Annotated in this window: 9 protein-coding genes; 4 read left to right on the top strand and 5 right to left on the bottom strand. The window is 44.1% G+C overall.

The features are described from left to right. Positions 1-269: 269 nt before the first annotated feature. On the bottom strand, positions 270-575 hold the full coding sequence (locus tag CEX98_RS13100; RefSeq protein ID WP_099642509.1) for a hypothetical protein: 306 nt from the start codon (positions 573-575) through the stop codon (positions 270-272). Positions 576-686: 111 nt separating this feature from the next. Here CEX98_RS13100 and CEX98_RS13095 point away from each other — a divergent pair, with 111 nt between their 5' ends. The 4 genes from CEX98_RS13095 (at position 687) to CEX98_RS13080 (ending at position 7,145) form a co-directional block, all read left to right on the top strand. Further along, positions 687-1,577 (top strand): LysR substrate-binding domain-containing protein, encoded by an 891-nt coding sequence (locus tag CEX98_RS13095; RefSeq protein ID WP_099642508.1) that lies wholly within the window; start codon positions 687-689, stop codon positions 1,575-1,577. 185 nt (positions 1,578-1,762) lie between these two features. Beyond that, complete coding sequence (locus CEX98_RS13090) at positions 1,763-3,157, top strand: glycerophosphodiester phosphodiesterase (RefSeq protein WP_099642507.1); 1,395 nt, start codon at positions 1,763-1,765, stop codon at positions 3,155-3,157. After that, on the top strand, positions 3,154-5,469 hold the full coding sequence (locus tag CEX98_RS13085) for a hypothetical protein (RefSeq protein WP_099642506.1): 2,316 nt from the start codon (positions 3,154-3,156) through the stop codon (positions 5,467-5,469). The genes CEX98_RS13090 and CEX98_RS13085 overlap by 4 nt, the downstream gene beginning before the upstream one ends. A gap of 11 nt (positions 5,470-5,480) precedes the next feature. Beyond that, positions 5,481-7,145, top strand: coding sequence for a hypothetical protein (locus tag CEX98_RS13080; RefSeq protein ID WP_099642505.1), 1,665 nt, complete (start codon positions 5,481-5,483; stop codon positions 7,143-7,145). 56 nt (positions 7,146-7,201) lie between these two features. Here CEX98_RS13080 and katG read toward each other — a convergent pair whose 3' ends face one another. From katG to CEX98_RS13060, 4 genes are all read right to left on the bottom strand, one after another. Then, complete coding sequence (gene katG, locus CEX98_RS13075) at positions 7,202-9,391, bottom strand: catalase/peroxidase HPI (protein WP_099642504.1); 2,190 nt, start codon at positions 9,389-9,391, stop codon at positions 7,202-7,204. A 186-nt stretch (positions 9,392-9,577) separates the two neighbouring features. Continuing rightward, positions 9,578-11,170, bottom strand: a complete 1,593-nt coding sequence (locus CEX98_RS13070) for a PepSY-associated TM helix domain-containing protein (protein WP_099642503.1) — start codon at positions 11,168-11,170, stop codon at positions 9,578-9,580. A gap of 3 nt (positions 11,171-11,173) precedes the next feature. Further along, positions 11,174-11,428, bottom strand: a complete 255-nt coding sequence (locus CEX98_RS13065) for a hypothetical protein (protein ID WP_099642502.1) — start codon at positions 11,426-11,428, stop codon at positions 11,174-11,176. Continuing rightward, positions 11,418-11,753 carry a hypothetical protein gene (locus CEX98_RS13060; RefSeq protein ID WP_099642501.1) on the bottom strand — a complete coding sequence of 112 codons (336 nt, stop codon included), beginning with the start codon at positions 11,751-11,753 and terminating at the stop codon, positions 11,418-11,420. Before CEX98_RS13060 ends, CEX98_RS13065 begins: the two co-directional genes overlap by 11 nt. Positions 11,754-11,948: the final 195 nt, after the last annotated feature.

Below are 11,948 nucleotides of genomic sequence, written 5' to 3'. Positions count from 1 at the left end.
GGGGTAAACCCGCTCCTACCATGGGATATGATCGCGGGGTGAACCCGCTTCTACCACGGAGTATGACCGTGGGGTAAAGCCACTTTTACTATGCAACATATTGACGCTTTAAAATTGAAGTTATTAACTTAAATGCTACAATTTCTAGGGTGGGTAGGTAAGAAATTACCAATATAGTATTTCAACCAACACATTGGTTGGAGAATTAATGTGTTGGTATCACGTGCCAACCCAAATAGGTTATCGGATTGGCAAATGTCAAATGTGCGCTAGAGTAAGCTTAAAAGTTGTTTTGCGTTTTGACGTGCTAGGCAACTTTGCACTGGGGTAATTGAAAAGGACTGATTGGATACTTCAACCGGTTCACCTTCGAGCAGTGTATCACCTTGGTACACCTTTACATGGCAGGTCGTTTTGTTTTGCTGTTCAGAATAAACCAGCTCCACTTTTTCTGCCTTCATAATTAAGTTTTTATAGGGGTAACCTGCATCGGTAAATACTTTTTCAGTTTGTACCTGCTTGGCATGTGATATGAACGTAATACAAGAAAGTGCGATAATAATTGCGTATTTCATGATAAAGACTCCTTCCGTCTCTGATTTCATCACTAAGTATTGTGCTCATTCATAAAACTGACAAACGAGAAATTGTTCCCTATAGTTAAGTTTTTATTAAGTGAAATGATCATGAAAGCACCGCCGTTAAAAGGACTTTGGTATTTTAAAACCGCCGCTGAATTGGGTAGCTTCAAACAAGCCGCCGAAGCGCTATTTGTTACCCAAGCTGCGGTGAGTCAGCAAATCCGACTGCTTGAGCAGCAACTTGGGTGCATGCTATTTGAAAGGCAAACCAGAAAGGTATTGCTTACGCAGCAAGGTCAAGAGTTACTCCCATATTTGCATAAAGCATTTGGGCAAGTAGATATGGGTCTTGCCACGCTAAAATCCGATCCTAACCCAAGCACCATAAACCTTTCAGTCTTGCCGTCTTTTGCTACTTGTTGGTTACTACCAAGGTTATCGAGTTTCAACACTACCTTGCCAGATTACCAGCTCCGTATTGATCCCACTGAGCAACTTGCAGATTTCAATCATGATGATATCGATATCGGGATCCGCTTTGGTTTTGGTGAATACCAAGGTCTTAAGAGTGAATTGATAGCGGAAGACGAACTTGTAATTGCCTATCGCCCAGGGTTAATCGACCCTCATAAGCCAATTAGAGAGCAGCTTTGTAAGTTGAATTTTATTTATGATGAAGGGCGCGATAATGAAAAGGCTTGGCTTGAGTTAAACAAGCAGCTCGGATTAACAGGCCATACTTTTAGTAATCTCAAAATAGATAACGCGGCCTTAGTGCAACAAGCAACGGTTGCAGGACAAGGGTTTTCTTTACTGCGCCGACGTTTAGTTACACAGTCGTTAGCGCTTGGCCAGTTAGAGATCTACCCTGGGTTTGCTTGGTTGTGCGAGTACCGTTACTACTTAGTTGCGCCCGAGCGGCACTTCGAATGGCCCAAAATTCGAGCTTTTCGTGACTGGATAATCAGCGAACTAAATGAGGGCACTGAGTGTTGAGTATAGGTACTTTTATTATGTAAGCAGTCGGTGGGCTTTTATATTATTTTGTTTCTCTGTGTGTCCGATATGTAAATAAAACAAAATGTTTTTTGTGTGAAGCTTCGTTTTAAATATATCTTATTGACTTTAAAAGAATAATTAATTCTAATTACATTTTTTATCAAGACGTATCGCAACGGACTATGAGCGTATCTAGCCATCACTCTATATTTTTTATCACTTTCTTTATTTTACTTCTAGCTGGTTGTAACAGCAGCCCAGACACCACTCACAGCAATGTTAAACCCGTTGATCCTGAGGTGTTTGCCCTCAATCAAGCGTTTGAAGCGCGCGGCTTTTATCGTACCTCGCTTGGCAATATTAATTTTTTGCACCAAAAACAATGTGGCAATTACCAACTGCAAAGTCATCGAGGCTCTATTCGTTATCCTGAAAACTCACTCAATGCCGTTATCGATGCATTAGACAACGGTTTTGATGTTGTTGAAGTGGATGTCCAAGTAACCTCAGATGGTGTTTGGGTCGTGCATCACGACAAACGCACTGGTAGAGAAACAGGCACGGTTGATAATAAACGTCGAAGAATCGAACGCATAAATTACAAAAAGGAGTGGGGATATCTTCGCACTCGCGATCAACAATCTGGGCAGCTGCTAGATGTTGTGCCACCAAACTTTCGTCAATTGGCGAATATATTTGCTCAAAGTGCGGGTAATGGACAGTTATTGAATATCGAAATTAAATCCGATGCCACAAAAAGTGAGCTGGAAATGCTTGATTTTTTGGCTTTTAAAACCATTGGACAAGGCCGCTACTTTTATTCAAGTTTAACTCTAAGAAACCTTGAACGGATGCGTGATATTAACGCTCAGGTTTTCTTGTCTTTTATCCAAAGTCCAGCAAAACGCTCAATGGAAGTACTAAAGGCTAAGTTAGAAAAAGGGGTGGCGAGCGATAATTTATATCAAGATAACCAAGAGACCATTGAGAATATCGCTGGTTTTGGCCTTCGTCGTTACCGAGAGCGCCGCTATGACTCTCATCAGGGGATCAAAAAGCTCACAAAAGCGTTGCGCAGAAACTTTGGCCTAGCGATTGATATTCGTCAATACGCTGAGCAATCCAGCCGCACTAAAACCTTGGTGAAAAGTTATCAGCTTCCTGTGGCAACGTACACCATTAACGGCCAACATTTTCACAGTAAGTTATTAAAGAAAATCGGTGTGAGTTCAAGACCTGACTCGGTGATCATTGATGACACTATCTATGGGTTTTGTACTCAGTATGGTGTGCCCGCTCAATTAGACTATTCTGGCTCAACGGTATTCACTCGGCGTTTAGCCACATTACCCGCGGACCTTGATCTGGAGCGCCTCTCTGAGGTGGACACTTATTTTAATAATGGCCTATACCCAGCACTTGGCGGCATACTCAAGTCGATCAATGGTAGTGCAACGAGCCACAACTACACCCCGGTGATGCTAACGCCAAAAGCCGGACCAAAGGAGCGCGAAAGCAAAGTTAATCTAGAAACCAATCAAGCAATTGAAGTGGAATTACGGGAAGGCAAGCGATGAACCCAAAGTATAAGCCAGTATTTTGGCGAGCTTTCTTTCTTATTTTGAGCTTGGCTTACTTAATTCCAGAAGCGATTTTTAACGCACAGCTTGTTTCTTTGGTTGGGCTAGGTACACCCCAAGAGCATGCGCTTGAACAGTTAGAGGTGTATGGCCGTGCGATTTCAGGGATAGGTGTTACTCTATTACTGGCCGACTTATTGCCGCGATTTTTTTACCAGTCTATTTTTCGCGGTGCTGTGACGCTTCTGACCTTAGCTTGCTTGGTGTGGCCAACGGTTTACTTTGGCCAAAAAATGCTTGTAGAACGTATGCTTATAGAGCCATCTTCAGCCGCGCAGCGAGAGTATGCGGTGCTGAGCGCAGCCTTTAGAGATGCACTGGCGATTAATGCTGTTGAGGTAGCTGGACTTGAATACGATACCGAGGCGCTAGAAAGCTCGGAAAACCTTACATTTTTGGCTTTGTTCGGCGGACTACTTTATGCCGATGATCAACTCGCTAGTAATTTGGAGTCACATAAACACCAAATTATTAAGCAATTTGTTCAAAAGCGCGCGTACCAAGACTTCGAGCAACATTATCAAGATTTTTCAACCCTATACACTCGCCTATCTACAAGCTACGAAGAGTATGCAGAGGGCTCGAATAAGTACAATCAAACCTTGGCGGATATTCCTAAAAGAGAACAAGAATACTGGCAAACGATAGAGCAAGAAGTTAACCAAGGTTGGCAAAAATACCAGCAAGCTACCAAGGCCTACATTGGCCGTGCTGAGGCTCGTGCGCAAAAATATGGCCCTAAAATCTATGAGTATCATAAGCAGACTAACCGCTGCCAAGAGCGCTATGAAAAATACTCTGAGCGTGAGCGCAGGGCGCAATGTATCGAACGTTTACACGCAAGATACAAAGCAGAAATCGACAAAGCAGGTTTGGGTTATATCGAGCCGGATTATTGGTTGATTGTTGAGGATGTGAGTGGGCTTGAGAATGCAACCAATACGGTACTTGCCGGTGTACTAACTGGCGGTATTTACACCGCAATGCAAGCACTAAGCTTGGCAACGGGTGGTGACGGCGGTATCAAAGACAAGCGTTATAAATATACCGATGATCCAACACATTACCAGCGCCTGATACTTGCTCACCCGAATTTTCAGGCGCAGTTCCAACAGGAAACGGGTTATCCAATGGGGATCCCTGATTTAGTTACTTTTCGTAGTCATGATAATACTCAGCAACGCTTGCGTGCTTCTTTAAGCGCAAAAGGGTTGGCACTACCTGCAAAGTGGCGAATTGAGCAACGTTTGGCATTTGCTCAGGCTGTGGCAACCAAAGTTAAGGCGGATGCTGATAAGCGCTGGAATGAGGCGATGCAACGTAAGGGGTTATTATTGCCAGTCAACTTACAGTGGCATGCGTTTCAGCTTCATCCAAGTGTACAAAGCAAAATTGCCGAGCAAATGGGCGATATGTATGTAGAGAATGTGCAGGCGGATTGGAACCAAGCCAACTTTAAACAATATGTGTTAGACCCCAACATAGAAAAACGCACCGTGCGTTATCTTGATATGATTGCAGGTGCCAGAGTGCACTTTAATGACGGTGGTAAATATGCTCAAGCAGGAAAACAAGCGTTACGTTCAGTGGTGATCCCACCGATTTCAATGTCGCTGAGTTTGTTTCTGATCTGTTTAACCTTAGTGAAATTACCTCTGAAAGGGATGGAGGTATTTAATCCTGAGTGGAATAAGGCCTTGCCTAGATGGGGCGCGATTGGCGTAAAAGTGACACCCACTTTGTTGCTGATAATCTTGCCGGTACTGGTGGTACAAAACCAGTTTACCGCCAATGCAAATAGTCCAGTTAATTATTTTTTAGAAAAGGTAGAAGCGGCCAGTAACCCTGTATTCTCTTATGCGTTACGTTGGACGTTGCATGTACAGCCTATTCTTCACCCATTGGGGCTATCGTTTGAAGCGAATACTGGTATTTATCAGGCTGTGGAGCCTTTTACACACAGCCTTGCAAAGTTAGATGCTGAGTTACCAAACTGGGGAGCAACCAGTGTACCCAAAGCGCACCTTAAAGACATCATTGAGCAGCGCGCAACACTCACTATTGTGCCAAATGTTAAAGACGCAGTGATCCGGATTATGAATATCAAACCAAGATATCAAGATCAGATGAGTGTAAAGCCGGGTAACTATGACATACAGATAACCGCTCCGGGATACCAGCCTTATCGCCGTTGGCATAGTATTTCGGCAGGAAACCAAACCCTAGAGATTAATCTTAACCCGTTATAAACAAGGAATTTATGACACATTGTAACCAACCGACTTATATTAATGACAAATACTGTGGTCATTGTGGTGATGATCTTGATACGTCTATGCAATTGAAAACCATCGAAGCATTGCAACCTGACGTGTTTGAGGAGATAAAGGATTTTTATCCCAATGCCAAGCTGGTTACCGGTAGGGTATTGTCTACGTACTTGTACAAGCGGACCTATAATAACTCTGAAAATAATTTAACCTATTCTTATTGGTGGATTGAGCTTGAAGATGCAAAAGGTCAAGTGCATACCACTTCTGTGAGTGCGGAAAAAGACTTCTTCAAGGATTTAAAGCGTGGCGATATCCTGACTTTGTTTAACCCAACGCCGTTCTCCTTGAACTACCGTATATTTGGCGGAGAGGCTAAAAAAGTGGTGCAACATAATCAAGCACCTGGAGGCACAATAAACCACTTGGAGGGAAGTCAAAAGTATATACTTGAGTCGGCGTATCAACCGGGTGAGCAAAGTCTGTCAATCGTGTGGTTTTTGTTGTCAGCTCTGTTGTTTTGGGTGCTTTACGGCACCGACACTTTACCCTTCGACAGCGCAGCGGGGATCACTGCCGTGGTTGCTATAGCGACCTATTTGTTTGAGCGTAATGTGCGTAAAAAGCGCTTTGAAGAACGAAAGGCTAAGTATCAAGCGTTGCTTAATACACTTGATAATTTGCTTAACTTTAGCCGTTATGATCTGGGATATCATGTTGCTGAGCGCCAACAAAGTGACTCGGACGTATTTTGTTTTTCTTGCCAAAAACGTTTACCCGCTCAGTTAAGTTATTGCCCTGGTTGCGGTGAAAACATGACGACAGCAGAAGTGCCATCTGGCAATGTAAAAGCGCTAGAAACTGGCTTAATGAAAGAGTATGAAGTGCAGTACACTGAGCAATACACCCACAAAAATGCGTTATATACCAATGGCAAAGGTGATGTGTATTGCCGTATGTTATTTGGCAAAGTGATTGATAAGCCACTGAATAGTTCAGTGTCTGATGTGGAAACTGTGACTACCCAGACCATCCGCACCGATCATTATCGCGGAAATAGCTTCCAATACTCAACCGACCGTACCATTACGAGTCGCCATCGACAACGTAATTCAAATATTGAAGGGCAAATTGTACTGCAAACCAGTGAGGGTGAAGCCCGCTTTTCATTAGGTGAAGACATTCTTGGCATGTGTGATATTGGCGATTGGCTTGCTTTTGCCTACAGCGAAGTTGATCTCAATCACAGTTACGATTTTCGTAGGGAGTTTGTTTACAACCTGAGTAAAGGTAAGCAGGCAAGGACAAATGGATTTATGGGCCATAGCTTTACACTCAGTGTTTCAATCTGGTTCTTATTAGGCATTGGCGCGTTTATTTCAAATCTTGTGTTTTCGGTAAAGGATTATGCGATGCTGCTAGATCTCATGTATCACCCCGTGTTACGACCGCTTTACGACATGCCATTGGTAACAAGACACTTGCCTATAGCGGTATTTATGGCGCTTACGGTACTTTGGATGGTTCAGGGCGTGTGTTACCTATTTATAAACAGAGGAAGAAGAAAGCGCATTCTTAAACCATTAATGGATAAAATAAATCAATTTAAAAAGTCTGAAGGCACAATAAAAGCAGAAATTGAAAAGTTAGGTTAAGCTAATTGATATAACAAGCCCGAGACTGCATAGTTCTCGGGCGCTTTTGCCTCAATCTAGCGAGCAAAATGGAAGCAATCGGCATTCATTACTTTGGTCCATGCGGCAACAAAATCACGAACAAACTTCTCTTTGCTATCATCTTGCGCGTACACCTCAGCATATGCACGTAAGATAGAGTTAGAGCCAAAAACCAAATCAACACGCGTTGCGGTCCATTTCAACGTGTTGGTGTCTCGGGCTCTGATTTCATAGAGATTCTCTCCAACGGGATCCCAACGATATGCCATATCGGTCAAGTTAACGAAGAAGTCATTGCTCAAGGTGCCGACGCTATCTGTAAATACGCCATGTGCCGTGCCACCATGATTGCTGCCAAGCACACGCATTCCGCCGATAAGTACGGTCATCTCTTTGGCTGTGAGCCCCATTAGCTGTGCTCTATCGAGTAGCATTTCTTCTGGTTTAACCCGGTAGTGCTGTTTTTGCCAATTGCGAAAGCCATCATGCACAGGCTCTAACACGTCAAATGACTCGACATCGGTTTGTTCGTCAGTCGCATCGCCTCTGCCTGCGCTAAAGGGAACTTGAATAGCGACGCCCGCGTTTTTAGCTGCTTGCTCTACGGCTGCGCAACCCCCTAGTACAATTAAGTCCGCTATACTTACTGTCGGTGTAAAATTACTTTGTACTGTCTCTAATGTAGCGAGTACTTTGGCTAGCCGCTCTGGCTCATTGCCCGGCCAATCCTTTTGTGGTGCCAAGCGGATCCTGGCGCCATTTGCTCCTCCTCTATAGTCAGAGTATCTAAATGTTCTGGCGCTATCCCATGCGGTAGCCACGAGCTCTGATAGCGTTACATTGGTTGCTAAAATTTGCTGTTTGAGGGCACTGATTTCGCTGTCGTTAAGGGTGTAGTTCACGCTTGGTACTGGGTCTTGCCAAAGTAGGTCTTCATTGGGGACTTCTGGGCCAAGGTAACGACTTTTTGGGCCGAGATCACGGTGGGTAAGCTTAAACCAAGCTCTGGCAAATACCTCGTTAAAGTACTCGGGATCGGCATAAAACTTCTCAGCAATTTTTCGATAAGCAGGGTCCATTTTCAGTGCCATATCGGCGTCGGTCATCATAGGCATACGGCGCTTGGTGGAGTCCTCTGCATCTACTGGCTTATCTTCTTCTTTAATGTTAATAGGCTGCCATTGCCATGCTCCTGCTGGGCTTTTGGTTTGTTCCCATTCGTAAGTAAACAACAAGTAAAAGTAGCCGTTGTCCCATTGCGTGGGGTTAGTTGTCCAAGCTCCTTCGATGCCACTGGTGACAGCGTCAGAACCAATCCCCCTTGCCGTATGGTTCATCCAGCCAAATCCTTGTTCGTGTAAATCGGCGCCTTCTGGGGCTGGGCCGAGTTCGTCGGCATTACCGTTGCCGTGAGCTTTACCAACTGTGTGTCCACCGGCGGTGAGGGCGACGGTTTCTTCGTCATTCATTGCCATTCTTGCAAAGGTAACACGCATGTCTTCGGCGGTTTTTAATGGGTCAGGGTTGCCGTCAACGCCCTCAGGGTTGACGTAAATTAGGCCCATCATGACGGCCGCGAGTGGGTTTTCAAGATCTCGTTTGCCACTGTAACGGCTATTTGGTTTATCAGATGATGCGAGCCATTCTTTTTCGCTACCCCAATAGGTGTCTTTTTCAGGGTGCCAAATATCTTCTCGGCCGCCTGCAAAGCCAAAGGTTTTGAATCCCATAGACTCATAGGCAACATTGCCCGCTAATACGATTAAGTCTGCCCACGAAATTTGATTGCCATACTTCTTTTTTATGGGCCAAAGTAAGCGGCGTGCTTTGTCTAAGTTCCCGTTGTCTGGCCAGCTGTTTAACGGTGCAAAGCGTTGATTTCCTGTATTCGCGCCGCCGCGACCATCAGCCACGCGGTAGCTTCCAGCTGCGTGCCATGCCATTCTGATCATCAACCCGCCATAATGGCCCCAATCAGCAGGCCACCAAGGTTGAGAGTCAGTCATCATTTGGGTAAGGTCTTGTTTTAAGGCTTGATAATCTAGGTTGTTAAATTCGGTTTTGTAGTCGAATTCGCCGTCCATTGGATTTGTTTTTGTATCGTGTTGATGCAAGATATCTAGGTTAAGGCTATTCGGCCACCATTGATGCTCAGTGTGCTCAGAGGACGTATTCGCACCATGTGCAAAGGGGCAAACCGACGGTGTGTGTTGTTGCTTATCCATAAAAGATCCTTATTTAATACCACTTTGCTTAATTAAGAAAGTTGGCATAACCGGTGACGTGGGTTTAAATAAAGGTAGTTGTGATGCTGGGTTTTTACCAGACACTAGATGTGGGGAGTCGAGGGAATTTATCGCTTTTGTACTTGTATCAGTACAAAAGAAGGGGCGATATAATGCCCCTTTTTGCTAATTTGAAAGTTGCGGCTGTGAGTGCTCTGTGGTTGCTTCACTTTCTGATGACGTTGAATTGATCCTTATAATAGCTTTCCAACAGATGAGCGTCATCAATGCTAAAAGCCCTATCACAATGATAAAATCAAGGCGAGTAGTCGGTGGTAAGGTTGTGAATTGGGTTGCAAATGACACTAGGTTCATGGTTGCCGTTAAACAAAATGTGATCCCACTGAGCCCCAATAACACCTTACTATAAGACAGTACATGCTTTGCCAGTTGACTGCTGAGCAAGGCAAATATGAAAGCCGAAAACATCGAAAACTTCACGGTTTCTAGCTTGTCAACATGACTTGTTGGCAGCAAAGTGGTTAATGCAAAACCAACGCTTACAGCCAGTAATACACCAATAAATGCACCACTGGTTAATCGCTTAACAAAAAGCAGGCCTTTGGGGCTTTGTTTTTTCTGTTTGGCGCGCTTGTCTATCCACATTAAATTGCCGCTGACGATAAGATAAGCCGTAGCTAGGCCAAGACACAAAAATGCCAAGCGCATTCCATAGCCTGCAAAGTCACCAAAGTGGAGGCTGGCGATAGTCGAAAGTCCGGCTCGCACGGCATTATCGTAGTTGTTTTCGGTAAGGTAGATTTGTGTTTGATCGTGTAGTGTATATTGCACTTCTTTATAGTTAGAGAAGGCATCATTGCTTTTTGCGGTGAAGCTCACTACGGCATTTTGATCGCCAAAGTGAGTGATTTCTACTGTGGTTATTTTTACATCACCAAGTATTTGCAGTGCTTGCGCGCGCAGTGAATCAACACCGACTACAGGAGCTGCTTTATTCTGTTCAGTGATTGTTGGCTCATTAAATCCTGCCGCTTGCAGCAGCGTGGTTTGATTGCCACCGTAGAGCAACACGGCGTACGAAATTTGGTAGATAATCACAAGGTTAAATACCAATCCGGTAAAGGCATACATTAAGTGAAAAGGCAGGCCCATAGTACCGACAAGATTATGTGCGTCTAACCATTTGTCTTTCTTGCCTGTGGTTCGGTATTGGAAGAAGTTTTTTGCAATTTTGCGCCAATGGATCACCACGCCTGTTAAAATTGCAACAAAGAAAAATAATGTGATGATCCCCACAAAATATAGGCCTGCGCGGCCTAAGCCTAAATCATAATGAAGCTCGTATAAAAAGCTCGAAAATTCAAACTGATCGGCATCAGCCAAAATTTCACCAGTGTTGGCGTCGAGTAACAGGTGTTGATCTTGATGATCTTCACCTGTGATTGGGTGTGGCTCGTCTAAATGACTGGCAAAGTATGCCTCAATAAATGGGTTATGCTCAGTTGGCTCGCGCATAAAAAAGCTATGGTGGGTGTCTACGTTAAATTGCTGCTCGAGGTTAGCGATAGCTTTATCGTAAGCAATGGTGTCGAGAGAGGGGGTTGACTGTACCGTAAGTTGTGAGCGCTCCCAGCCATTTATATTGTCTCTAAACAAGCTTAATGAGCCCGTAATAAATACAATAAATAGAACGGTCGAAATGATCAGGCCGATCCATGCGTGCGCCTCAGTTAATGATTTGAGTGTTTGATTTTTCATTTTTTATCTCATTAACAACAGTGCTGTGTTGAGTAGTATTGAGGGTAGTAAAATAGCCAATAAAGGTTTACATGCGGCTTTGGCTGTTGGAAACGCGTAGCTCCATGTCATAAACCCAGCCCAAATCGGAAAAGCCAGTACTAGACCAAGCATCAATAGTACGGATTCTGAAAAGGGGAGTAGGAGATTGAGGTTTAACACCAAGGAAATAGATAGCAATAACCCGACGAAAAATCCAAGAGAGGTTTTAGGCCACATTTGCTATTCCTCCAAGTAATAACGCAACAACAAACACCACTGCTGAGGTGCAGTAAAATCGCTTAATTGGGTATCCGCTGAGTAAAGTCACAGAAACTAAGGAAGACATCAACACAACTAAGGTTGCTAACGCCGCTGAAACTAGCGGAAATTGCAGAGTCAAGAGAATGAAGCCAGTAGCAGCTAACAGAGTTGCAGCCACATAAGCTGCAGGCTTGTTGATTGGGGTCACTAAATAGCGCTGCTTCGGGCTAGCCAAATAAAGCAATACTGTCGCAAACCACAAAGGTATAATTGAGAAAAAGCTCATGATGGTGATAATCATTATTGTTTGCAATTGATTGTAATGATTATAGGTATACACTGCAAGGGGGGAGTGATAATTCTATTAATGAAGACAAGTTTATGACTTCAATCGGCGCATAAAGCGCCTCCTACCATAGGTGACATCTGAGGGTTATCCCGCGGTAAAGTTGTGTGGTAGGAGCGGGTTCACCCCGCGAGGATGTTGAGCATATCG

This window comes from Pseudoalteromonas piscicida, assembly GCF_002744175.1.
Classification (GTDB): domain Bacteria; phylum Pseudomonadota; class Gammaproteobacteria; order Enterobacterales; family Alteromonadaceae; genus Pseudoalteromonas; species Pseudoalteromonas piscicida_B.
This window is presented reverse-complemented; position numbering and strand designations above follow the sequence as displayed.

What these genes read in the sequence shown, in the direction of transcription:
- CEX98_RS13095 (WP_099642508.1), top strand. Translation starts at nt 687, where the DNA reads ATGAAAGCACCGCCGTTAAAAGGACTTTGGTATTTTAAAACCGCCGCT.
- katG (WP_099642504.1), bottom strand. Translation starts at nt 9,391, where the DNA reads ATGGATAAGCAACAACACACACCGTCGGTTTGCCCCTTTGCACATGGT.
- CEX98_RS13065 (WP_099642502.1), bottom strand. Translation starts at nt 11,428, where the DNA reads ATGTGGCCTAAAACCTCTCTTGGATTTTTCGTCGGGTTATTGCTATCT.
- CEX98_RS13080 (WP_099642505.1), top strand. Translation starts at nt 5,481, where the DNA reads ATGACACATTGTAACCAACCGACTTATATTAATGACAAATACTGTGGT.
- CEX98_RS13060 (WP_099642501.1), bottom strand. Translation starts at nt 11,753, where the DNA reads ATGATTATCACCATCATGAGCTTTTTCTCAATTATACCTTTGTGGTTT.
- CEX98_RS13100 (WP_099642509.1), bottom strand. Translation starts at nt 575, where the DNA reads ATGAAATACGCAATTATTATCGCACTTTCTTGTATTACGTTCATATCA.
- CEX98_RS13070 (WP_099642503.1), bottom strand. Translation starts at nt 11,170, where the DNA reads ATGAAAAATCAAACACTCAAATCATTAACTGAGGCGCACGCATGGATC.
- CEX98_RS13085 (WP_099642506.1), top strand. Translation starts at nt 3,154, where the DNA reads ATGAACCCAAAGTATAAGCCAGTATTTTGGCGAGCTTTCTTTCTTATT.
- CEX98_RS13090 (WP_099642507.1), top strand. Translation starts at nt 1,763, where the DNA reads ATGAGCGTATCTAGCCATCACTCTATATTTTTTATCACTTTCTTTATT.